Raw genomic sequence first — 23,000 nt, forward strand, 5'->3', positions numbered from 1 at the left:
TCTAAGTATAGAAAAAACCTATAGATTATTCAAGACTTTCCCCTGAAAAATGACCCTTATTTTGTTTTAAATATGGAAATAACGGGGGAATACCCCATTTGACAGCCTTTCGGCCAAAAAAGCAGAACTTATGAATAGATAAATCATAAGTGTATTCAGTATACCACAGAAGAGTTCAAAAAACCACTGTTTCCATGAGAAACAATGGTTTTTTGAATCTGAATGTTACTATTCACGGCTGTTATCCCGCGAGGTGTTTTTATGCGCTTGCGCATGAAAATCCCGAGGCAGCCGGCGCGATATGGGGCAGAATGCTCCATATCTGTGCATCGCGAAGCGTGTTACTGGACACGAAGTGTACAGTAACTCTGAATATCGGGGTTAAAAACTTCCTTTTACATCACACCAGTTCTTTTCCGCATAGTCCATCAGTTCCTCTGCCCATTCCAGCGGCATATCGTTGAAGAACAGATACAGACCTTTGGAGCCGTATTTTTTAACAATGCGGTCTGTATTGCGGATCCAGTCTTTCAGGTCCCCGGTGTACACTTTTACCCAGAGCTGTTTTCCTGCTGCCCTGGCCTTGTCATATATCACATCCCACTCTTCCATAGTTCCGTCCGGGCCATGGTCACCGCTGGTCCATTGAAGGGCATCAATCCCCTCTACTTCCATCAAGGCATCCATGTGTTTGATAGATTCCGGACCATCTAAGTGGTACAGTACATGATCCAGGCTCTTTGTGGCCTGTTTCAGAGAATCCAGCACATAGGTACGGAAATAATCCGGTGACAGAAGTGCCGAAAAATCGCACTGCAGCTTCTGGGTCTTTCCGCTTCCGAAAATCTGGAACACCGTGTACGCACTTCCGCCCTCATATTGTGCATATTTATAGAATGCATCATAATACTGCTGATAGCAGTCTGTTACCTGCTGTACTCTCTTTACAATATCATTATCTTCCTCGATCATATCATAAAGCAGATCCATGGAACCTCTCAGGGATGCCAGCACATCCACATTTTCCATTAAATCCGGAATGGCAATAGGAAAATCATTTCCGATCAACTTTTTGCACTCTTCAAAAAGCCCAATATGCTTTTTGAACCATTTATTCTCCGGGTCAAATTTCAATTCCGGATAATCCTCCCACTCTTTCACACAGGGATGAAACCATACCGTTCTGTCCTGGAACTCGATCTCACTTCCAAGGTATGCCGCAAGAGAACCGGGACCAAAATCCGCATTCAAATTCGGAAAACTCTCTCCCAGAAACTCATGGGTTTCGCAATAATAACGATAACGCCTTACCACGCTTTCCGGGTCCATATATTTTTCTTCCAGACTTTTAGACTTGATCTCCTCCGGTATCTGGAAGGGATAATAACCGGGCTTCACGCCTGTAACGCGCATGAGCGGCCTTCCTGTATTTTCCCCTTTCCAATAATCCTCAAATCTCTGTTTTGTAGCTTCCCAGTCTTTTTTATACCGCATTCCAACTTCCTCCTATTATCCATTTTCAATAAATTGCCGTTTGTTATCCTGTTCTGTCTTCAGGTGCTCCATTGCTATGCATTTATCATATCATGGGCATATCCTGAACGCTTGTCTGATATCCGGCAATCTTTGAACTATATTTGGATTTATCGAAATGTCACGTTCCACTCTCCCTACTGGTCACTGCTCTGCGGTATTCCCCGGGAGACATATCCCGTCCCCTTTTAAATACTCTGTTAAAATATGATACACTATTGAAGCCGCTCATCATGGCAATCTCCGTGATGGTATGGCTGGTAGTGGACAGCAGCATACAGGCCCTGTCTATGCGCAGTTGGTCAATGTATTCAAACATCCGAATGTGGAGCACATTCTTGAAACAGGAACAAAGATAACTCTTGTTCATCATCGCTACTTTCACCAGATCATCCAGTTCGATCTGTTCCAGATAATGCTCGTGAATATAATCCACCACAGGCTGAAGCCGTGTGAAGATCTGATGCCGGCCTGCTGTCTGCTCCTCCTCACTCTGTATTTCCAGATAAATACGGTACAACTCCGCCATAAAAAGCTGCGTCCAGGATTTTACAAACAGTTCCCACCCTGCTTTTTTATCCCTGTACTCCAGACGGATATGGGAAAATGCCTCCATCAGACCCTCATACCCCTGCGTATCTTTTCTGATACAGTTGGTAAAGGATGTGCTCCTGTTGAAAAAAGGCTCCAGAAACTGGTATCCCCGCCTCTGCTCCCACAAAAGAGAGGGGTCAAACACTATGACTTCCAGCACAAGGCTGCCGTCATGCACTGCCATATGGCGTTCCTGATTATTGATGATAAAAATATCCCCCGGGCGTATCTCATATTCTTTCTCTTCTATCAGATAATAGCCGCTTCCCTCTTTTACATGATTGATCTCTAAAAGGTCATGAGAATGCAGATACATCTGCCGGGAATTTGATAAAAACATCCGATAGGGAAACTCCCGTTCAAATACCATTTCATCTTTTACATACTCCATCTGCTTCCCTCCGCTTTTGTGCAAATAAAGCCAGCTTGGCATAAAAATCCTCCAGTATCAACCGGGAATCTATTTTATTGTAAACTCTTATAGGACGGAATCTGCCCGTATGTATATAGTTCATGTCAGCCCCCACTGCAGGAGCCTGTTTCCACTCAAAAGAAAACCTGTCTTCATAAAGGATCAGTCCAATTGCCGGTGAATCTCCCAGCACCCAGGATTCCCCTGTCCTAAACGCACTCTTCCTTGGCTGCTCTGTCATAGCATGTTCCATGAGCTGGTCACAGAGATATTCACCGATCTCCCCGCAGGTTCTTACCCGCAGTTCAAGCTCTGCCAAAGTTACCGGCATCATCTCGTAGACGTTCTTAGGCACCTGCCACACTTCCATATCAGATCCAAACACTACATTTGCCGCATGAATGTCATTGCCCAGATTGAACTCTTCACCGCCGTGGGGATAAAGCCCTCCTCCGATCCAGATAACAGTCAGCCTTTTAGCAATACGTGGTTCCATCAGATAAGCGCTGGCTATATCTGTCAGCGGCCCCAGAAAAACGGCAAACAAAGGCCTGTCATCCCCCTTCATAGCCTCCTCCACGATCAGCCTTGCTCCTTCACTTTCTATAAAAGTCCCCGCATCGGGCAGACCGCAGGGCGCACCGTGATACAGGGGCACCTGCCCGTCAAATCCCATCTTCCCTACCAAAGTTTCCAACTCTCTGTAGCTTTTCTCCATACTGTCCCTATCTCTGTCTGTACCATAATGGGCAGCCACTAAACCTACATTTTCTATTTTGGGGCTGAGAAGCGCCTGTACCACGGCAAAGTCGTCATCCGCTTCATTTTTTGCATCTGTATCTGTGATCAACCGTACGATTTTCTCCTCGGGCACCTGAAAAACATAATCTGTATATCTCATATTTTATCCTCATCCTTTTTATACTTACAGCCGGTTACCTTATGTCTACTATTTTTTCAGACAAATGTCAATCCTTTTGTTACTGCCATTCACAGCTAATGTTACTATTTACAGCCCTGCAAAAAGCGCAGTTCTGTAAACAGTAACACGCTTCGCGATGCACAGATATGGAGCAATCTGCCCCATATCTGTCCTGCAAACCTCCGGTATCTTGCTGTCTGCCTTTTGTTTTCCTTTTATTGTACCAAAGTATCTGTTCTTTCTCTTGTCAGTGATTTGGGTAAATTTGAACTATATTACAAATTTGTAACATTCGGCCCAAAAATGTAAGGTTAATCGATGGATAACTCCCCTTTCATTGTTTATAATCTGTAACTGAAATACATCAAATACGGAGGAATAAAATGAATATAATTGCATCACCAGACAAAAAAAGCGTCACTGGATGGGGATTTACTTCCTATTCCCTGAAGGTTTTGGCTCTTTTGCTTATGACGCTTGACCATATTTACTATTATCTGGGCGGCGGGATCCTGCCTGTCCCCCATTTTTTCACTCTGCTTGGACGAATTTCCGCACCACTGTTTCTGTTTGCAATGGCAGAGGGATTTTCCCATACCCATGACCGGAAAGCTTATCTCAAACGGATGTATATCGCCTCTGTTCTCATGTCCGTGGGCAATGACCTGATCAACTCTTATCTGCCTCATCCCAATGGTGCCATGGTAATTAACGGCATGTTTGCCACTTTGTTTCTTGTAGGGCTTTATATCTGGGCTGTGGAACTTTTGATTGAAAGTGTAAAGGAAAAAAACCGAAAAAAAATAGGTGCTGCCCTGGCTATGTTCCTGATCCCTGTATTTTCCAGCATTGCAGTCACCCTGTTTCTGGGAAATGCCGCCGGTGTTTCATTTATAGGAAGAATGGCTGTCCGCGTATTAAGCACTCTGATCCCCTCACCAATCTTTGTGGAAGGCTCTGTGTTCTGGGTGGCCCTTGGAATCGGATTTTATTTTCTCAGGGATAAAAAAATTGGTCTTTCCGTCTTCTATGTACTTATGTCCGGGTTCTTCTTTCTCTCTGCAGCAGGCGGGGGAATGACCTATGAAAATCTGTTCATTCTGAATGACCAGTGGTTTATGATCCTTTCCCTTCCCTTTATCCTGCTATATAACGGACAGCGGGGAAGAAGGATGAAATACTTTTTCTACGTGTATTATCCCCTGCACGTATATGTGCTTGTGGTTCTGGCCAGAATCCTTGCATGATCAAAAGGCCGTATCAAAAGGACAGCAAATCGTCACTGTTCCTTTTGATACGGCCTCTTTTTCTAAAAATGTAAAAACTTTTTATTTCTTTTTGGACTGAAAAATACATCTTACTTGTTTGCGGGATCAATGTCCGATGTCTGTTTTCCCTGGTCTGACTCCAAATACGCCGAAGCCTCAGGGTCCTTTATCTGATATACTCTTGACCATTCTTTTGTGGCATCATCTCTCACCACCTCTGACTGGTTCTTATACAAAAACTTCACCAGTTCATAGACATCCACCCAGATTTCATGGTTTCCCTCTCTCTGGGATTCGTCAAAGATAAGCTGCAGTCCAAAATGCAGATGGGTGGTGTCAATGTTGTTCACATTTTCTTTGGCGCTGTATCCGGTACGGCCCATATAACCGATCACATCCCCGGCCTGCACAATGCTGCCCACTTCCAGGGATTTGCAGTAGGGAAAATTCTGCCGCAGGTGAGCATAATAATAATACCGTCTGCCGTCAAAGCTGCTGATACCCAACCGCCAGCCCCCATACTGGTTCCATCCCATGGCAGAAACGTAGCCGGATTCCACCGCAACAATGGGAGTACCTGTCTGCCCCATCATGTCGTGTCCCAGATGTTCCCGCCTGTAGCCATAACTTCTGGCCACACCGAAATCGTCATAGTCGTTATAGGGAAAACTTTTTGCTATAGGGCTGTAGCCTTTCAGACCGTACTTTTTTGTCCAGCTTACTTCCCCCTGGCTCTCCTGGCTCTCCTGACCCTGGGCGCCCTGTCCCTGGTCTTCTGCCTCTATCTGGTATTCTCCCACCAGCCCATCCAGAACTGCACCGTAGGCTTCCCGGTAGTAATCAAAAGATTTGATCTCAGCGGACAGTTTTTCCACTGTAGTCTCCCCTTTTTGAAGCCTTTCGGCAATCTCATCCATGTCTTTTGCCTTATACTGCTTGAAATCACCGCCGTATCTGGCTCCCAGATAAGCCAGCAGGTCCACCCAGTTAAGATGGCCTTCCTGCCCATATGTATCCACATCGTAGGCACAGGCCTGCCGCATGGCCTCACTTGTCACATGGAAGTCCACCCACTTTATGTAGTCCTTCCCCGTACTGTCGGTGCCGGAATTCCCTCCACTGTCCGTGCCGGAATCCTCTGCACTGTCGGTGCCGGAATTCCCTCCGCTGCCCGTGCCTGAATCCTCTCCACTGTCCGCGCCTGAATTCCCTCCACTGACCGTGCCTGAATCCTCTCCACTGTCCGTGCCAGAATTCCCTCCGCTGCCCGTGCCGGAATCCTCTGCACTTTCTGACGAAGAGTTATTCTCTGCCTGCTCTGCGCCATGTCCGGCGGCAAAGGCACCTTGTGAAACATCTTTCCAGCAAAGCGCGGCTGTCAGGGTCAGCACAATGACCTCTGCCATAAAACCATATTTTTTCCATCTCTGTCTGTTCATGTCCGGCCCCCGGTCACATTCTGTATCAGTTTATGTAACGAATCAAAATCTTAGAACCGGGCTGTGGACCCATATGGCCCTTGTCTGCACACCACTATCCGGGGAAGAGTTTTGGTGATCTCAGGCTTTTTCTCTTGCCTTATCCAGTTTTACATTTCTAAAGTAAAGCGCCATATCAATGGAAATCTCCACAATATTCAGTATGTAGAAGAACCATCCCAAATAGAACAGCCAGTCAAGTGAGGTACCTGCTGCCCCTGCTTCCATCCACAGGATCACTTTACGGGCAATACCGAATACATAACCGATCCAGATAAAAAATTCAAAGAACAGGCTCTTTCCTTTTGCGGTTCTGGAAATCCAGGATTTACGGATTGAGATCGGCCATGATAAGCCGAAGCAGAGTATCATAAGTGCTTCTAATAGGTTTGTCATTATATTTTCTCCATTCCCTCTTTTAATGTGTTATCAAAGACCGCTCCTGTCATTTCAGAAGCGGTCTGTCTCTATAGGCTCGTCTTTGCTGTCTGTTATTCTCTATGTTGTGCCAGATATGCGGCTCTTCCCTCTTCGTACAGGTTCTTTCCCTCGCTGTCAATGATAACGAACAGAGGCATATCCTCCACATATAATTTTCTCAGCGCTTCCGCACCCAGGTCTTCATACGCAATAAGTTCTGCCTTCTTGATACATTTTGCAAGCAAGGCGCCTGCTCCGCCGATGGCTCCGAAATAAACACCGCTGTATTTTTTCATAGCCTCTATCACTTCCGGAAGACGGGCACCTTTTCCAATCATGCCTCTGGCCCCCACAGACATCATGGTGGGTGCATAGGCATCCATACGTCCGCTGGTAGTCGGGCCTGCGGAGCCGATTACCTGACCGGGTTTTGCAGGTGTAGGACCTACATAATATATCGTGGCATCTGCCGGGTCAAAAGGAAGTTCCTCGCCTCTTGCCAGGGCTTCGCACATACGCTTGTGACCTGCGTCACGTGAGGTATAGATCGTTCCGGTCACATATACGGTATCTCCTGCATGGAGCGTTTTTGCCAGTTCCTCGGTGAGGGGCAGTGTAATATGTTTTTCCATTTAAATCACCTCCGTTTTGTGGCGGGTCACGTGGCAGTTGATATTGATGGCACATGGCATACCTGCAATATGTGTAGGCATGGTTTCAATGTTCAGGCCAATGGCTGTGGTCTTGCCGCCGAATCCTTGGGGACCGATGCCAAGCTTGTTGATCTTGTCCAGCATTTCCACTTCCAGCTCTGCATAGTATGGGTCTTCATTGGAAGAATCAATGGGGCGCATCAGTGCTTTCTTTGCGAGAAGAGCTGCCTTATCAAAAGTACCTCCAATGCCCACGCCCACTACCATAGGCGGACATGGGTTCGGGCCTGCGGTCTCGACGGTCTCCAGGATAAAGTCTTTGATCCCCTGAAGTCCTGCGGAAGGCTTGAACATGCGGATCGCACTCATATTTTCACTTCCGAACCCTTTTGGTCCCACTGTGATTTTGATCTGCTCTCCGGGAACGATTTCTGTATAGATCATAGCCGGCGTATTGTCTCCGGTATTGCCTCTGCGTACGGGGTCCTTGACTACGGATTTTCTCAGATATCCCTTGTCATATCCGCGGCGCACGCCTTCATTTACAGCATCGCTTAAATTGCCGCCTGAAATATGTACATCCTGTCCGATTTCCAAGAATACACAGGCCATACCGGTATCCTGGCAGATTGGAACATTCTGTTCGTCAGCAATTTCAAAGTTCTCAATAATATTGTCCAGCACACCCTGTGCGATTTCCCAGTCTTCACAGGCCCTGCAGTCTTTAATTGCACATTTTACGTCCTCAGGCAGATGTTCATTGGCCTGAATGCAAAGATTCTCAATGACATCTGTTATCTGGCTTGCCATAATTTCGCGCATATACGTTCACTCTCCTGTCTTACTTGTTATCTTTCATGACGGGCATACTTGGGAAGCAGTAATGGAGATACATCATCGGAAGCAATGCCTGCGTTTTTCAGTTCCTCTGCATATTGTTCAATATGTTCCAGTGTCATGGATCCCAGTTCTGTCTCTTTTGCTTTCGCTGCTGCAGCCTTGCCTGCATTGCGGCCGAATACAATGATATCCAGAAGAGAGTTGCCCATAAGACGGTTTCTTCCGTGGATCCCACCCACTGCCTCGCCTGCTACCAGCAGATTATCAATAGCTTTTGTGTAGCCGTCCCCGCCGATTTCCAGACCACCGTTCTGATAATGGAGTGTAGGATATACAAGAATCGGCTGTTTTCTCATATCAATGTCATAGTTCATGTACATACGAAGCATGGCAGGGATACGTTTTTCAATAGTTCCCTCTCCGCCGATCCTTTCGATCATGGGAGTATCCAGCCATACACCGCTGCCCAGAGGCGTGGCCACACCTTTTCCCCTGTCGCTGCACTCGCGGATAATGGAAGCTGCTGCCACGTCGCGTGTCTCCAGAGGATGCATGAAAGCTTCACCGTCAATGTTTACCAGCATAGCTCCCAGAGAACGAACCTTCTCTGTGACCAGGGCACCGAAAATCTGTGCCGGGTAAGCAACACCTGTTGGGTGATACTGAATGGTATCCTGGTATAAGAGCGGGGCGCCTGCGCGGTATCCCAGAACCAGTCCGTCTGCGGTTGCCCCGTAGTGGTTGGAAGTTGGGAAGTCCTGGTAATGAAGACGTCCTGCACCGCCTGTGGCAATGATGACTGTCTTTGCTTTTGCCACCAGGTAGTCATCTGTCTCCATATTCTGCAGAACAGCACCTGCAACCTGTCCCTTGTCATCCTTGATCAATTCCACTGCGGAAGTAAACTCCACAACAGGGATCTGACGGTTTATAACCTCATCCCGCAGAGTACGCATGATCTCCGCACCGGAGTAGTCCTTGCAGGCATGCATTCTCTTTCTGGAAGTACCGCCTCCGTGGGTGGTAACCATATTTCCCTCTGCGTCCTTGTCAAACATAACGCCCAGCTTGTTCAGCCACTGGATCGCGTCAGGCGCCTCCATGACCAGTCTTTTCAGCAGTTCCGGCCTGGCTGCAAAGTGTCCGCCTCCGAAAGCGTCCAGATAGTGCTGGACCGGAGAGTCATTTTCTTTATCTGCTGCCTGGATACCGCCCTCGGCCATCATGGTGTTTGCATCCCCAATACGCAGTTTTGTGACGATCATAACATTGGCGCCTGCTTCATGAGCTTCAATGGCTGCAGAAGAGCCTGCTCCGCCGCCGCCGATCACCAGCACGTCCACGTCATAATCCACTTTGTTCAGATCTATATCCACATTTAACAGACGGCTGTTGGAGTGGAGTAAATGTCCCAGCTCTGTGGGCGCTTTCTGGCCCTTGTTCGGGCCAATCTTAATCTCAGTAAACCCGTCTTTTTTATAGTCCGGATGATAAGCCTTCAAGAGGGCATCCTTTTCATCAGCAGTCATACGTCTGGGTTCCATGCCCATACGCTCGTCTCTGGTGGCTTCCACCTTTTTAATGGACTCAAGCATTTCTGGTGTAAACATGGCTATCCTCCTTATTTCTCAATCTCTCTGGTATTGTAAAGTTCCTGCATTTCCGTAATGGGTTTTTCCATGATCTGCTCGATCAGTTCATCGTAAGCGCCCTTATGGATCTCCTCCACACGGTTTTCCAGGTGTTTTGTCTCAGGTGCAATATATTTTCCTGTGAGGCGTCTTGCAAGAAGACCAACCATAGGATGAGAAATACCGGCCGGACATCTTACGGAACAGCAGCCGCAGCTTACACAGTCAAAGGATTCCTCTGCACATTTCTCAAATTCACCTCTCTGTGCGTAAGCGATGTACTGCATAACGTTCAGATCCTGTGTACAGGCTTTTGTACAGGCATTACATCCGATACAGCTATAGATTTCCGGATACAGCTCCATCATGATCTGCTGGGTGGGTTTGATCTCCTCTATATCATACGTTCTCTTGTCTGTAGGGAAGAAAGGAATACTTGCCACATACATGCCCTCCTCCACCTGTGTCTGACAGGCAAGACATGTCTTCAGCTCGTTCTTTCCTTTGATCCTGTATATCGTAGCACATGCTCCGCAGAAACCATGACGGCAGCCGCACCCTCTTTTCAGGGTATATCCGGCATATTCCATGGCTGTCATGATCGTCAGATCCGCAGGCACACTGTATTTCTTACCGAAGAAAAATACATTAACCATTTTTTCCATAATAGGTATCAATCCTTTCATCAACTTCATCTTTGCCCCGCAGTGCCACCTCGATTCCGCTTCGCTTCATCTCGGTTGAGGGCATTCGCCCTATGCCGCAACGTACAATCTGTCCGCTTATGTGCAAGCACAACGCTGCCAGCTTGGACGTTATGGCGCACTGCCTCTACTCCGCAGTGCCACCTCGATTCCGCTTCGCTTCATCTCGGTTGAGGGCTTTCGCCCTATGCCGCAACGTACAATCTGTCCGCTTATGTGCGAGCACAACGCTGCCAGCTTGGACGTTCCGGCGCACTGCTCATTGCCTGTCAATACTCGTTAGGTAATTCGTCGATCTCGTCGCAGCGGAATACCGGTCCGTCTTTGCACACATATTTGGAACCGATATTACAGCGGCCGCATTTGCCTACGCCGCATTTCATACGGAGTTCTAGTGTTGTGTAGACCTGCTCTTTAGAGAATCCCATCTCCTGGAGGGCTGCCAGCACGAACTTGATCATGATCGGCGGTCCGCAGACAAGGGCTGTCTTGTCTGTGGTGAATCCCACCTCTTTTAAGTAGTTGGGTACAAATCCCACATGGCCGTCCCAGCCTTCCTGTTCCCGGTCAATGGTCAGATATACGTTCACACCCTCTGTCTTCATCCAGACTTCCTGTATCTCTTTTAACTGGACCAGATCGTCTGCGGAACGGGAACCATAGAGAATATCCACGGTTCCGTAGTTCTCTCTGTTATCCAGCACATAGTTGATAACAGAGCGAAGAGGTGCAAGACCGATACCGCCTGCAATAAACAGCAGGTTCTGGCCTTTTAACTCGGTCTCTACCGGGAAATGGTTACCGTACGGACCTCTCACCGTAATCTCGTCGCCAACCTCAAGGCTGTGAAGATAATCTGTGAGGATACCGCATTTCTTGATGCTGAATTCCTGGAATTCTTTATTTGTGGGTGAGGAAGTAATGGAAAACATACCTTCACTGATGCCCGGTGCACACACCATGGCACACTGTCCGGGCATATGTTCAAAAAGCTTTCCGCCCTCCGGTGCATTTACCCGGAAGGTCTTTACGTCCGGTGTCTCCTGGCGGATATCTGTTATGACTCCCACCTGAGGAATCAGCGTATCCAGCGTATAATTTTTATGACAGGTACATTCGCTCATTATTTGTCACCTCCCTGTTTCTGAAAGGATTTGATAACTTTCACAATATTTAAGGAAGCCGGGCATTTTTCCACACATCTGCCGCAGCCTACACAGGAATACATCCCGTCATTGTTTGCCGGGAAATATACCAGTTTATGCATAAATCTCTGGCGGAAACGCTGCATCTGGCTTGTACGGTTGTTTCCGTGAGCCATCATGGTGAAATCTGAGTACATGCAGGAATCCCAGCAGCGGTATCTCTTGATCCCATGGCCTGTGTCATAATCCTTGATGTCATAGCACTGGCAGGTGGGACATACAAAGGTACAGGTACCGCACGCCAGACAAGGCTTGTACAGCTCTTCCCAAAGTTCAGAATTGAATTTTTCATTTAACATATCCCCATTCCATCCTTCCAGGGAAAGATTGGTATAAGGAAGTTTTTCAACAATTGCGCGGATGGAAGCTTTCTCTTCCTCCACTTTCTTTTCCGCATCAGCATCGGCCTGCGTCAAAAGGCTGTCCACAGATTTTGTAAGGGCTTCTCCCTTCTCTGTAAGAGGATTCCAGTAAAGCGCATCTCCCGCCATCCATACAGCTACATCCGCTGCAGGCTCTGCGCAGTCCACGCCAAACACCTTACAGAAGCAGGTTTCCTCCGGTTCATGACACGCCATGGCTACGATGGTCCCATGTTCACGTCTTGCCGCATAAAAGGAATCCACCGGATCAGCTAAAAATACTTTATCTAAAACTTCCACGCCCTTCACGTCACAGGCTTTCATTCCAAATACCACGAAATCCTGCTCTTTCAGTGCTTCCGGTTCAATGGTCAGTTTTTTCCCGTCTTTTTTGCAGGTATACAAATCCTCACTCTGAGGGAAAAATACGTCTTTGGGGGATTTCACTGTCTTCAGTGTATCCAGGTCAACCTCCGCGTCCTCACTCCATGCCCTGAAGTTCACCTGTCCGCTCACCTTTACCGGGACATATAATTCCTGGGCACCGGCAATTAACTGGAATAATGCCGCCAGATTTTCTTTTGCTGTCTTATACATACATTATCCCCTTTCTGCCACAATGCCTGGCTCTACGTCATCAAATGTAAAGTTTGTCAGCGGCCCTTTTGAATCTGTATCCTCGCCGGCCTGATATTCTCCGTAGAATTCATCAATATCCTTGATAAATTTCCGGTTAAACAGATGAAGGGGAATTCCCTGGGGACATACACGGCTGCATTCTCCGCAGTCTGTGCAGCGCCCTGCCACATGGAACGCGCGGATGATATGGAACATCTTCTCCTCAAAGGAATCCGCATTGGCCTTCTGGGAACTGTCAAACTTGTTGCTGTCAAATACACATTTTCTGCAGCTGCATGCAGGACATACATTTCTGCAGGCATTACAGCGGATACATTTGCTTAACTCATTCTGGAAAAATGCGAATTTCTCCTCCGGGCTCATGGCCTCAATGGCCGCCACACCGTCAAAACGTTCTGCATCCTTTGTCTCTTTTGATTCTCCGATCAGCTCATCGTAAATCTTATGTTCTTTGCCCTTGCAGACATGGCATCTCTCCAGCATGGCATCTGCGTAGGAACATGTTTTCTCTCCGTAAAGAGTCCGGATGGCAAGTGTGTCCGCTTCCTCTGTGATCTCTGCCCCGGAAATGCTCTCGATTCCCTTAATCCCCATGCCCTTGATCTTTTCAATATCCAGCTTGCCTTTGCAGCCAACGCCTATAATATAGGCTTTTTCCCTGTCGACCCTATGCTCCTTAATGAGCTGGTTAAAGCTGTAAGTGTCACATGGTTTCAGACATACAAGGGTCTTCCCCTCCAGCTTGGAAGCCTCGATCATATATTTGCTTAAATTGGCTCCGCAGAACCCGTTGTACACGAAGTTCTCAAAGTCCTCTTCTTTTTCAAAATAAGCCGGTTCCGGATTATAAGGCAGGTCTCCCGCTTTCCAGCCGAGGACACGGGCCACGGTACCGTCCGCTAACAGCTCTTTTGCACGGTTTATCACTCGAGTCTGCGACTCTCGTTGTTCTGCAGTCGCCAAATGTGAGCAAGCTCCCACTTGGCTCGTTGCTGCTACAAGTTCCTGCATCTCAAATCCTCCAATCTTACATTCTTGCCCAGAGAGCGTACTTTTTCCACAAACTCGTTCATGGTGGTGGAGAATTTTACACCCTCTGCTGCGGACACCCATTCCACACGGGTACGTCCGTTTTCCACACCGATATAATCCAGCATGGAGAATAAAAGTGTCATACGCCTTCTGGCATAGTAATTTCCTGTGCTGTAATGACAGTCTCCCGGATGACATCCACAGAGGATCACCCCGTCTGCACCTTTCTCAAATGCCCGCAGAATGAACATGGGATTTACACGGCAGGAACATGGCACGCGGATGATCTTAACATCTGCAGGGTAAGCCAGACGGCTGCTGCCGGCCAGGTCCGCGCCTGCATAACTGCACCAGTTACAGCAGAATGCCACAATTTTAGGCCTGAATTCTTCTTTTGCTTCTATCGACATATTGCATCCACCTCCGCTATGATCTGTCTGTTGGAGAATCCCTGTAAATCCATGGCTCCTGACGGGCAGGCAACTGTGCAGGCTCCGCATCCCTGACACAGTGCATTGTTCACGACTGCAATGCGGCGTGTCTCGCGGATACCGTGGTCATTCACCTCTTTCTCCTCATAGGTGATGGCACCGTAAGGACACACATTTGCACAGGTGGAACATCCGTTGCAGAGAAGTTCATCGGATTTGGCTGTACATGGGTTGGTCATCAGTTTATCTTTTGCAAGGAGTCCGATGGCTTTCACCGCTGCAGCACCTGCCTGAGAAACGGTCTCCGGAATATCCTTTGGTCCCTGGCATACGCCTGACAGGAAAATACCTGCTGTGGGGGATTCCACCGGACGAAGCTTGGGATGTGCCTCTGTCAGGAAGTTATTGGTGTCAATGCTGGCTGTGAGCATGGTAGCAATCTTTCTCACAGAGGGGTCCGGTTCAATGGCTGTGGCCAGGACCACCATGTCTGCTTCCATGAGGATCTGCTTGTTATCAATGAGGTCAACGCCCTTTACGAGTAACTGTCCGTCTGGCTGGGGAGCGACTTTTCCCACCTGGCCTTTGATGTAGTTCACACCGTATTCCTCCACGGCTCTTCTGTAGAATTCATCAAAGTTTTTGCCCGGGGTACGGACATCAATATAAAATACAGTCACGTTCACATCCGGATACTTGTCGCGGATCAGCATGGCATGTTTTGCTGTGTACATACAGCAGATCTTAGAACAATAGCTCTTTCCCCGCTTGTCTGCGCAGCGGCTGCCCACGCACTGGATAAACACCATATTCTTGGGGGCTTTTCCGTCAGACATGCGCTCCAGATGGCCTTTGGTGGGTCCTGCTGCGTTCATGATACGCTCCAGCTCCAGGGATGTGATAACATCCTTGCTCTGGTTGTATGCATACTCATCGTAATTGTCCAGTTTGATGGTATCAAAACCGGTGGCAACTACAATGGCACCGTACTTCTCTGTAACGATCTCATCCTTCTGCTCATAATCAATGGCACCTGCCTGGCATACCTTGGCACAGACACCGCATTTTCCTGTTTTGAACTTAATACAGTTCTCCCTGTCAATTACCGGGACATTGGGGATAGCCTGGGCAAATGGTGTGTAGATGGCGCTTCTTGTGTTCAGCCCTCTGTTAAATTCATTTGCATTTTTCTTGGAGGGGCATTTCTCCTGGCAGACACCGCAGCCTGTACACTTGTCCATATCTACGCTTCTGGCTTTCTTGCGGATATCCACAGTAAAATCACCCACAAAGCCGGAAACCTTTTCCACTTCACTGTATGTATAAATGTTGATCTTCTCATGGGCAGATGCTTCCACCATCTTTGGTGTCAGGATACATGCGGAACAGTCAAGGGTTGGGAATGTCTTGTCAAGCTGTGACATCCTTCCTCCGATACTTGGGGTCTTCTCCACAATATCCACTTCATATCCGGCCTCTGCAATATCCAGCGCCGTCTGGATACCTGCAATACCCCCGCCGATCACAAGTGCACGTTTGGTTACAAGGCTCTCTCCCGGCTTCAGGGATGCGTTTAAGTTTACTTTGGCGATTGCCGCTCTTGCAAGGATGACTGCCTTCTTGGTGGCCTCCTCCATGTCCTTATGGATCCAGGAACAATGTTCACGGATATTGGCAACCTCCACCATGTATGGATTCAGGCCGGCTCTCTCCGCTGCTTTTCGGAAAGTGGTCTCATGCATACGCGGTGAACAGGAACATACTACAAGTCCTGTAAGCTTCTCATTTTTTATGGCCTCTGCAATCTTGGACTGTCCCGCCTCGGAACACATATACTGATAGTCTTCCGCATGGACAACTCCCGGCTCCATTTTAGCCATTTCCACTACTTTTTTCACATCTACCGTGGCGGCAATGTTACTGCCGCAATGACAGACAAATACACCTATTCTCTGCACTTAACCTCACCTCCTGTATCTTCTGAATGCACTGACTAAAAGCTGCTGGGGAAGTTCCGGGTCCAAAAGCTCGGGGATCTCGTCAGCCGTCAGATAATCCCCGCCCTTTTCACGGACAACCAGCTGTCTTGCCGCGTCAATAAGTTTACCAGGCTTCACATCCCTTGGGCAGCGCTCCACGCACGCAAAACAGGAAAGGCATTTCCAGAGGGATTTTGAATTTACCAGGGACTCAATGTCTTCATTCTGCACATAAGATACAAACTGATGAGGTTTGATATCCATTTCGTTGTAGGATGGACATGACGCAGAACACTTGCCGCATTTCATACATTTCAGCGGATTGACGCCGCTGATCTCCTTTATCATTTCAGCCTGTTTCTTTGGAGTATTCATGCTTTTGCCACCTCCTCTTTCACGCCCAGAGCTTCTGCCAGGAGCTCTGTAAAATAAAATACAGGAAGTTTGCTGCCGCTTGTGCTCTTATTCAAGTTATACAGGCATAATGGACAGGCAGTGATCAGCATATCTGCTCCAAAACCGGATGCGCTTTCCATGATCTTGTCAGACATGGTCTTTGACATCTCTTTTTCTTTCAGGGATATGTAGCCGCCGCAGCATTCATTTCTGTATGGATAGATAACCGGTTCTGCTCCGATGGCCCGGATGAAATCCTCAATGATGGCGGGATTCTCCGGATCATCAAATTGCAGAAGCGTGCTTGGACGAAGGAGCAGACATCCGTAATAAGCGCCTATCTTTTTCCCGGTAAGCGGAGCGGTTACTTTCTCCTTTAACGTGTCGAAACCTATGCGGTCACGGAGTACCTCCAGAAAATGGAGCACTGACGTCTCACCTGCATAGGGTTCCTCAAGCTGCATATAATTATTGGCTCTGGTGCGGATGTCATCTACATTCTTCATATCATCGTTGACACGTTTGATCACATGATGACAGGCAGAACAGAGCGTTACCAGATCCTGGCCTTTTTCTTTGGCCTCGTTGAGAGCACGGACGGAAGAAAGTTTTGTGGCGATCTCATCAGTACCCAGCGGATAAACGCCGCCGCAGCACTGCCAGTTTTCAATTTCTTCCAGTTCAAATCCCAGTGCCCTTGCAGAAGCTCTGGCATAAGCATCCAGTTCCACTGCTTTTGTCTTCAGGGTACACCCCGGATAATAACTGTACTTCATAGTTCCTCCTAATAATCCCGGAAACGGAACAGTACCCTCATAGCTGCCGCTTGGCGGACCAGAGGATACTGAACCGTTTTCCTGTTTCTACAGTTCTATCTGTTTGATAACTTCTTTCAGTGCATTGGCACTTGCCTGAAGTTTTGCAATCTCTTCTTTGTTCATCCGCATCGGCACTTTCCCCTGGATACCATTAGGTCCAACCAGAGTCAGTGTGCTCACGCAGACATCCTCAATGCCGTATTCACCGTGCATCATAGAGGAAACGGTTGCAATGGAGTCAGAAGATGCCAGCAGGATTCCGCACAGCTTACATACTGCTGCAGATACTGCGTAGAAGGTGGCTCCTTTGTTTGCGATCACCTTGCCGCCGGACTTCTGAACATAAGTCAGCATTTCTTCCTTGTCAAGCTCTTCTACATCCTTGCCAAGGTTCTTAGCCAGCTCGTAATACTCATCAAGGCTTACACCTGATATATATGCGCCCGTCCAGGGAATGAAGGAAGTGTCACCGTGCTCACCAAATACATAAGCGTGGATATTCTTCTGAGCAACTTTAAAGTGTTCAGAGAGTCCGCAGCGGAGACGTGCAGTATCCAGAATCGTTCCGGAACCGATAATCTGATTCTCCGGCAGTCCTGAAATCTTTGTAAACACATAAGTCATAATGTCAACAGGATTGCTTACGATGATGTAAAGAGCATTCGGTGCAGCTTTTACGATTTCCGGTGTGATGCTCTTTAAAATATTTACATTGGTCTGTGTCAGCTCAATTCTAGTCTGACCCGGTTTGCGGGCAATTCCTGATGTGATAATTACGATATCGGAATCCTTAGCATCCTCGTATTCGCCTGCAACAATATTAATGGGATCGCGGAAACAGGTTCCCTGCGCAATATCCATTACTTCCCCTGCAACTTTTTCCTTGTTGATATCAATCAATACAATCTCTGATGCGATATCCCCGTTTGATAATGTGTAAGCAATCGTTGAGCCAACGCTTCCGGCTCCGATGACAGTAATTTTACTACTCATGCTTGCTCCTTTCCCCTTCCATATGGGCTGTTGTTATTGTCTTTTTTTTAACAAATAAAGTTCAAAAAAATATGAAATCACAAATTCCGTCTTATTGAGTATAGGATTCCGTTAAAGTATCTTTACTCAATTGCCCCAGATTCTAGGGGTTTGGTGTTGAATTTGATTTCGCGTTACTGATTTAGGATATCATATTGATAAGAAATTAACAACAACTTTTTAACGATTTTTTGTATTTTTTTGTCTTATCTACCACGTTAATGTGCGAAATTATTTTTCTGACAATTTCTGGCCTGCCGCGTGCCATACAAAAAGGGAAACTTCTTGATTTTTATGTATTTTTCTGCGTGCAATTTATTTTTAGACCTTTTTTATCCATTATTTTATGGCTTTTTTTCCGGATTTTTATGTCTTATTTTATCTATGTATACAAAAAACACTAACTGCTTTTTTCTTTATTTTTCATACATTTTAAAGGTGTGCTTTCATGTACAGCGCATGTAAAAAAAGGATTGCCCCAGTTGGTTCATACATTTAAGAACCCACAGAGCAACCCTTTCTATTATATCAAACGTGTTAGTTAGATAACCATTCTATAATGCCCACAATGAAACTGTGATTACTATTCACAGCCCTGCAAAAAACGCAGTTCTGTAAACAGTAACACGCTTCGCGATGCACAGATATGGAGCATTCTGCCCCATATCGCACCGGCTGCCTCGGGATTTTCATGCGCAAGCGCATAAAAACAACTCGCGGGATAACAGCCGTGAATAGTAACAAACTGTGATCCATTTTCATTGTATCAATCCTGAAGAATCGGAAATTCCACCGTGACCACAAACAAATCCGCATCCACTTCTATTCCGAAAACACCTCCGCATGCCTCCGTAAAACTTCTGGCAATGGAAAGTCCCAATCCGCTTCCGCCGTCGGTACGGCTCTCGTCTCCGCGGACAAAACGTTCTGTAAAGTCAATTTCAGAAGGAATCTCGTCCTGGGAGATATTTTTAACAGTGGTTTTGGCTGATTTGCTGTCTGTTTTCAGTGTAATGAACACACGGGAACCGTTCAGAGAATACTTCAGGGCATTCTGCAGCAGGTTCTGGAACACTCGGTACAGACGGCTGCCATCCGCATGGATCATCACCGCATCTGCAGGGATCTGTGCCTTGACTGTCACAGAGCTCTCTTCAATCTGTTCTTCCATATCAGCCAGGGTCTGACGGAGCAGTTTGCCCAGATCCAGATCTTCCAGATCTACAGGAAGCTGCTTGGATGCCGCTTTGCTGATCTCAAAAACATCCTGCACCATGGATTTCAACCGCTGGGACTTAATGTCCAGGATGCGTATATAATCCTTAACCTCCTCCGGAAGATTTTCTTCCTGTTTCATAAGATCCACGTAGCTGATAATGGAGGTCAGGGGCGTCTTAATATCATGCGATACATTCGACACCAGCTCCACCTTCATGCGCTCACTTTTCATCCTTTCCGACAGTGCCGTATCCATACCGCTCTGAATGTCATTTAACTGCTGCACAGCTTCATACAGGTCAGAATCTTCCGGCACTTTCAGTTTGTCTGTCATGTTGCCATCGTGAACTTTTGTTATCTGATCAACTAACCGGCCAATCTCACTTGCAAACACCTGGTTATCGGACGCATACTGTTTCATCATTCCCACCAGAAGTACAATCACAAGGACTACCAAAGCCACAAGCAGCAATACAACTCCAAAACTCCCGCCATCATCATACAGGTAATACCCTGTCACAAAACAAGCCAGAGCCGCAATGACAGATAAGATGATACCGGAAATCATGACCGGTGAAAATTTACGGATCATTTTTTTTTGAAAAGGATATTCCATATTCCTGGTCTGAAGAAGTTTTTGTATATCTTTGACCAGCGTTTTTCCGGGTTTCTTTTTGTTATATCTGTAATCATTCACAAACAGATATAAGGTCCAGAAAAATACCAGCACCAAAATGGGATTTGCAAACAGAGAATACATCATCGGATATAAAACTTCCGCCGCGTATTCATAATACCCCCATCCATAGTAAATATCTATATAGTTATTAAGCCCTGCAATGCCCCCTGCGATCACCAGAATAACCAGCCCGGCTTTACATTCCATCCAAATCTTGCCTGTACAAACCGCAATGGCCCTGTCACCGTCTTTTTTATACTTTCTCAAAGCCAGGTAAATCCCCAGCAGTATGAGACCAACAATAAACTTTACAATCTGAGCTACATAGGCGTTTTTAGCCTGATTCAGATTTCTGACCGTATCATAAAGGCTGCTTGTTCCATAATAACTGCCCGAGTCGCTGGAATAGTTTCCCTGTACATAGTTTACCGGCGTTTTTCTGACTGCCATGCGTACTTCGGCTTTCTTCGTTTTATCATCTACCGTATAGTTCTTGTACCCGGGAATCTGCCACTTGCTGTCCTCCCGGTATAGATCATCCCCATACACATCCACGGCTTTTTTGTCTTTAACTACAGATGCTTTTCCATCTGCAAAGGACAGATAAAAGTTATAATCAGAAGGCAGGTCTTTCTCCCCGTTCTTCAAAAAGCCTTCATCATCATTGGTATACACCGACTTACCGTCATACCTGATATCATAGAGCAGATTTTTATCATTTTTTATAGATGCATGCACTTTTTTCGGAGATACGGTGTACTCCCAGTCATCCTCGCTGTAATCCCCGCTGTAGTCCCAGCCCTGTTCAGCAATTTCCTCGACTACAGCAGTGGCTGTATTCTCAATATCTCCAATATTCCATGTGGTGTCATCAGAATACGCCACATCCCCATACCTTCCATACCAATTCACCGGGCCGCCTGTGGCCATAGAAAGAAACGTATCCAGGTAGTCTGACACAAATCTGCGAAATTCCTTTGTGTCCTCATAATCTGATGAAAACGCATCTTTGACACCCACTCCGCGGGGGCCATTTCCACTGAGCACATTCAGGGTGGCCACACCACTCTCCACAAGCAGGCAAATACTTAGGAAAAACGCTGCCCAGGCTGCTATCACTTTACATTTTTTCGATTTTATATCCAATTCCCCACACCACCTTTAAATATTCTGGCTCCTTTGGATTCAGTTCAATTTTCTCGCGAATGCGTCTGATATGCACCATAACTGTATTCTCAGGGGCAAAAGCATCCTCCTCCCAGACTCGGCGGTAAATCTCCTCCGCTGAAAATACACGTCCCAGGTTGCGCATGAACAGATCCACAATCTTTGTCTCCGTGGCAGTCAGCCTCACGGACTCCCCGTCAGCATACAGAACCCGTTCCTCCGCATGATAGCTAAGACGGCCGCTCTTAAATTCCTTTGAGGCACTCACTGCATTGATATCACCCAATCTGGTATAACGCCTGAGATGGCTTTTTACTCTGGCAACCAGTTCCTGTGAATTATATGGCTTGGTCACATAATCATCCGCTCCCATGGAAAGTCCCAATACCTTATCTGTGTCCTCGCTTTTAGCGCTCAGGACAATGATCGGGATATTCCGTCTCTCACGTATTTTCATAATAGCGGATAAGCCATCCATGCGGGGCATCATGACATCCATCAATATCAACTGGATCCGGTTCTGTGCAAGAAGGTCCAATGCCTCCAGTCCATCATAGGCCGGCAGGACTTTATAACCTTCCCTTTCTAATAAAATTGCTATGGCCTTTACGATCTCTCTGTCATCATCTGCCACTAGAATACATTCGCTCATGTCTCCTCCTCCTTAAAGCTTGTATTTATAATACCCCCTCTGTCTTACAAAACAATGGACAGATTCCTTACGGATTTCTTACAATTCTGTATCTGCTAAAAAGGAGAAGCACCTTAGGTACTCCTCCTACTTCTATTTTCGATTATACTAATAACGAAAAAAAGAGCGTAAATTACGCTCTTAATACGATGCCGCAGACCGGAATCGAACCGGTACGGGTATCACTACCCACGGGATTTTAAGTCCCGGGCGTCTGCCAGTTCCGCCACTGCGGCAAAACGACCCAGAAGAGACTCGAACTCTCGACCTCCGCCGTGACAGGGCGGCGCTCTAACCAACTGAGCCACTGGGCCAAAACCTATAAAATTGTAACCTTTAACTAATAAATGGACCTTCGGGGACTCGAACCCAGGACCGACCGGTTATGAGCCGGTTGCTCTAACCAACTGAGCTAAAGGTCCATAAAGCCGATGATCGGACTCGAACCGATAACCTGCTGATTACAAATCAGCTGCTCTGCCAATTGAGCCACATCGGCGTACCTGTTTAACTTATTGTTTCATTCTTTGTTGAATGACTCCAAGGGGATTTGAACCCCTGTTACCGCCGTGAAAGGGCGGTGTCTTAACCGCTTGACCATGGAGCCAAAAAACTCCCCCTGTTGGACTCGAACCAACGACACTGCGGTTAACAGCCGCATGCTCTACCGACTGAGCTAAGGAGGAATAGATACACTGATACACCGTACCTTCAAAACCGCATATACAAAACACAAAAACCTTTTTTTCTTACCCGCCGTTCGCACTTCCGTGCTTAGGTCAAGCCCTCGACCGATTAGTAGCAGTCAGCTCCATACATTGCTGCACTTCCACCTCTGCCCTATCCACCTCGTCGTCTTCAAGGGGTCTTACTTCTTTATAGAATGGGATATCTCA

20 protein-coding genes, 6 tRNA genes and 1 rRNA gene are annotated in these 23,000 nt (G+C 47.0%); 1 reads left to right on the forward strand and 26 read right to left on the reverse strand.

Translation table 11 applies throughout. The features are described from left to right. Positions 1–381: 381 nt before the first annotated feature. From CI595_RS23460 to CI595_RS23470, 3 genes are all read right to left on the reverse strand, one after another. Positions 382–1,494: a trimethylamine corrinoid protein 2 gene (locus CI595_RS23460; protein ID WP_095176040.1), complete on the reverse strand. Its 1,113-nt coding sequence runs from the start codon at positions 1,492–1,494 to the stop codon at positions 382–384. Positions 1,495–1,654: 160 nt separating this feature from the next. Next, entirely contained in the window at positions 1,655–2,518 is an 864-nt protein-coding gene (locus tag CI595_RS23465) for a helix-turn-helix transcriptional regulator (protein WP_162291963.1), read from the reverse strand. Beyond that, positions 2,499–3,440: a nucleoside hydrolase gene (locus CI595_RS23470; RefSeq protein WP_095176042.1), complete on the reverse strand. Its 942-nt coding sequence runs from the start codon at positions 3,438–3,440 to the stop codon at positions 2,499–2,501. Before CI595_RS23470 ends, CI595_RS23465 begins: the two co-directional genes overlap by 20 nt. Before the next feature lie 404 nt (positions 3,441–3,844). Between CI595_RS23470 and CI595_RS23475 the strand changes: the two genes are divergently transcribed. After that, positions 3,845–4,708: a TraX family protein gene (locus CI595_RS23475; protein ID WP_095176043.1), complete on the forward strand. Its 864-nt coding sequence runs from the start codon at positions 3,845–3,847 to the stop codon at positions 4,706–4,708. 110 nt (positions 4,709–4,818) lie between these two features. Here CI595_RS23475 and CI595_RS23480 read toward each other — a convergent pair whose 3' ends face one another. The 23 genes from CI595_RS23480 to CI595_RS23600 all read right to left on the reverse strand — a co-directional run. Continuing rightward, positions 4,819–6,168, reverse strand: a complete 1,350-nt coding sequence (locus CI595_RS23480; RefSeq protein ID WP_243135242.1) for a M23 family metallopeptidase — start codon at positions 6,166–6,168, stop codon at positions 4,819–4,821. A 120-nt stretch (positions 6,169–6,288) separates the two neighbouring features. Then, a complete protein-coding gene (locus CI595_RS23485; protein WP_018595182.1) occupies positions 6,289–6,603 on the reverse strand; it encodes a hypothetical protein in 315 nt (104 codons plus the stop codon). Between the two features lie 95 nt (positions 6,604–6,698). Further along, positions 6,699–7,259, reverse strand: coding sequence for a Fe-S-containing hydro-lyase (locus CI595_RS23490; RefSeq protein WP_095176044.1), 561 nt, complete (start codon positions 7,257–7,259; stop codon positions 6,699–6,701). Then, complete coding sequence (locus tag CI595_RS23495; protein WP_095176045.1) at positions 7,260–8,102, reverse strand: fumarate hydratase; 843 nt, start codon at positions 8,100–8,102, stop codon at positions 7,260–7,262. It lies immediately after the preceding gene. Positions 8,103–8,128: 26 nt separating this feature from the next. Beyond that, positions 8,129–9,730 (reverse strand): FAD-dependent oxidoreductase, encoded by a 1,602-nt coding sequence (locus tag CI595_RS23500; protein WP_095176046.1) that lies wholly within the window; start codon positions 9,728–9,730, stop codon positions 8,129–8,131. An 11-nt stretch (positions 9,731–9,741) separates the two neighbouring features. After that, a complete protein-coding gene (locus tag CI595_RS23505) occupies positions 9,742–10,416 on the reverse strand; it encodes a 4Fe-4S dicluster domain-containing protein (RefSeq protein ID WP_095176064.1) in 675 nt (224 codons plus the stop codon). Positions 10,417–10,724: 308 nt separating this feature from the next. Continuing rightward, positions 10,725–11,579 carry an FAD/NAD(P)-binding protein gene (locus CI595_RS23510; RefSeq protein ID WP_095176047.1) on the reverse strand — a complete coding sequence of 285 codons (855 nt, stop codon included), beginning with the start codon at positions 11,577–11,579 and terminating at the stop codon, positions 10,725–10,727. Continuing rightward, a complete protein-coding gene (locus CI595_RS23515; protein ID WP_095176048.1) occupies positions 11,579–12,619 on the reverse strand; it encodes a 4Fe-4S dicluster domain-containing protein in 1,041 nt (346 codons plus the stop codon). The genes CI595_RS23510 and CI595_RS23515 overlap by 1 nt, the downstream gene beginning before the upstream one ends. Positions 12,620–12,622: 3 nt before the next feature. Then, positions 12,623–13,588, reverse strand: coding sequence for a 4Fe-4S dicluster domain-containing protein (locus CI595_RS23520; RefSeq protein WP_095176049.1), 966 nt, complete (start codon positions 13,586–13,588; stop codon positions 12,623–12,625). 68 nt (positions 13,589–13,656) lie between these two features. Next, the gene (locus tag CI595_RS23525; RefSeq protein ID WP_095176050.1) at positions 13,657–14,103 is read right to left on the reverse strand and encodes a hydrogenase iron-sulfur subunit; all 447 of its coding nucleotides are present in this window, start codon (positions 14,101–14,103) and stop codon (positions 13,657–13,659) included. Then, a complete protein-coding gene (locus CI595_RS23530) occupies positions 14,094–16,082 on the reverse strand; it encodes a CoB--CoM heterodisulfide reductase iron-sulfur subunit A family protein (protein WP_095176051.1) in 1,989 nt (662 codons plus the stop codon). The genes CI595_RS23525 and CI595_RS23530 overlap by 10 nt, the downstream gene beginning before the upstream one ends. A gap of 6 nt (positions 16,083–16,088) precedes the next feature. Beyond that, complete coding sequence (locus CI595_RS23535) at positions 16,089–16,478, reverse strand: 4Fe-4S dicluster domain-containing protein (RefSeq protein WP_018595172.1); 390 nt, start codon at positions 16,476–16,478, stop codon at positions 16,089–16,091. Beyond that, positions 16,475–17,275, reverse strand: a complete 801-nt coding sequence (locus tag CI595_RS23540) for a CoB--CoM heterodisulfide reductase iron-sulfur subunit B family protein (RefSeq protein WP_095176052.1) — start codon at positions 17,273–17,275, stop codon at positions 16,475–16,477. The genes CI595_RS23535 and CI595_RS23540 overlap by 4 nt, the downstream gene beginning before the upstream one ends. 87 nt (positions 17,276–17,362) lie before the next feature. Next, on the reverse strand, positions 17,363–18,310 hold the full coding sequence (locus tag CI595_RS23545; protein WP_095176053.1) for an L-lactate dehydrogenase: 948 nt from the start codon (positions 18,308–18,310) through the stop codon (positions 17,363–17,365). 805 nt (positions 18,311–19,115) lie between these two features. Beyond that, positions 19,116–21,392: a sensor histidine kinase gene (locus CI595_RS23560; RefSeq protein ID WP_095176056.1), complete on the reverse strand. Its 2,277-nt coding sequence runs from the start codon at positions 21,390–21,392 to the stop codon at positions 19,116–19,118. Beyond that, positions 21,367–22,065, reverse strand: a complete 699-nt coding sequence (locus CI595_RS23565) for a response regulator transcription factor (RefSeq protein WP_095176057.1) — start codon at positions 22,063–22,065, stop codon at positions 21,367–21,369. Before CI595_RS23565 ends, CI595_RS23560 begins: the two co-directional genes overlap by 26 nt. A gap of 189 nt (positions 22,066–22,254) precedes the next feature. Continuing rightward, a tRNA-Leu gene (locus CI595_RS23570) sits at positions 22,255–22,340 on the reverse strand. 4 nt (positions 22,341–22,344) lie between these two features. Beyond that, positions 22,345–22,418 (reverse strand) — tRNA-Asp (locus tag CI595_RS23575). 34 nt (positions 22,419–22,452) lie between these two features. Next, a tRNA-Ile gene (locus CI595_RS23580) sits at positions 22,453–22,526 on the reverse strand. Between the two features lie 4 nt (positions 22,527–22,530). Beyond that, positions 22,531–22,603 (reverse strand) — tRNA-Thr (locus tag CI595_RS23585). A 36-nt stretch (positions 22,604–22,639) separates the two neighbouring features. Further along, positions 22,640–22,711: transfer RNA gene (locus CI595_RS23590), tRNA-Glu, on the reverse strand. Positions 22,712–22,717: 6 nt separating this feature from the next. Then, positions 22,718–22,790, reverse strand: a tRNA-Asn gene (locus CI595_RS23595). Between the two features lie 89 nt (positions 22,791–22,879). Then, positions 22,880–23,000: ribosomal RNA gene (locus tag CI595_RS23600) — 23S ribosomal RNA — on the reverse strand; the annotation flags it as partial.

The sequence above is a fragment of the Blautia hominis genome (assembly GCA_002270465.1).
Classification (GTDB): Bacteria; Bacillota; Clostridia; order Lachnospirales; family Lachnospiraceae; genus Blautia; species Blautia hominis.

Excerpts from the sequence above, each read along its gene's own strand:
- CI595_RS23460 (WP_095176040.1), bottom strand. The coding sequence starts at position 1,494 with ATGCGGTATAAAAAAGACTGGGAAGCTACAAAACAGAGATTTGAGGAT.
- CI595_RS23465 (WP_162291963.1), bottom strand. The coding sequence starts at position 2,518 with ATGGAGTATGTAAAAGATGAAATGGTATTTGAACGGGAGTTTCCCTAT.
- CI595_RS23470 (WP_095176042.1), bottom strand. The coding sequence starts at position 3,440 with ATGAGATATACAGATTATGTTTTTCAGGTGCCCGAGGAGAAAATCGTA.
- CI595_RS23475 (WP_095176043.1), top strand. The coding sequence starts at position 3,845 with ATGAATATAATTGCATCACCAGACAAAAAAAGCGTCACTGGATGGGGA.
- CI595_RS23480 (WP_243135242.1), bottom strand. The coding sequence starts at position 6,168 with ATGAACAGACAGAGATGGAAAAAATATGGTTTTATGGCAGAGGTCATT.
- CI595_RS23485 (WP_018595182.1), bottom strand. The coding sequence starts at position 6,603 with ATGACAAACCTATTAGAAGCACTTATGATACTCTGCTTCGGCTTATCA.
- CI595_RS23490 (WP_095176044.1), bottom strand. The coding sequence starts at position 7,259 with ATGGAAAAACATATTACACTGCCCCTCACCGAGGAACTGGCAAAAACG.
- CI595_RS23495 (WP_095176045.1), bottom strand. The coding sequence starts at position 8,102 with ATGCGCGAAATTATGGCAAGCCAGATAACAGATGTCATTGAGAATCTT.
- CI595_RS23500 (WP_095176046.1), bottom strand. The coding sequence starts at position 9,730 with ATGTTTACACCAGAAATGCTTGAGTCCATTAAAAAGGTGGAAGCCACC.
- CI595_RS23505 (WP_095176064.1), bottom strand. The coding sequence starts at position 10,416 with ATGGAAAAAATGGTTAATGTATTTTTCTTCGGTAAGAAATACAGTGTG.
- CI595_RS23510 (WP_095176047.1), bottom strand. The coding sequence starts at position 11,579 with ATGAGCGAATGTACCTGTCATAAAAATTATACGCTGGATACGCTGATT.
- CI595_RS23515 (WP_095176048.1), bottom strand. The coding sequence starts at position 12,619 with ATGTATAAGACAGCAAAAGAAAATCTGGCGGCATTATTCCAGTTAATT.
- CI595_RS23525 (WP_095176050.1), bottom strand. The coding sequence starts at position 14,103 with ATGTCGATAGAAGCAAAAGAAGAATTCAGGCCTAAAATTGTGGCATTC.
- CI595_RS23535 (WP_018595172.1), bottom strand. The coding sequence starts at position 16,478 with ATGAATACTCCAAAGAAACAGGCTGAAATGATAAAGGAGATCAGCGGC.
- CI595_RS23540 (WP_095176052.1), bottom strand. The coding sequence starts at position 17,275 with ATGAAGTACAGTTATTATCCGGGGTGTACCCTGAAGACAAAAGCAGTG.
- CI595_RS23545 (WP_095176053.1), bottom strand. The coding sequence starts at position 18,310 with ATGAGTAGTAAAATTACTGTCATCGGAGCCGGAAGCGTTGGCTCAACG.
- CI595_RS23565 (WP_095176057.1), bottom strand. The coding sequence starts at position 22,065 with ATGAGCGAATGTATTCTAGTGGCAGATGATGACAGAGAGATCGTAAAG.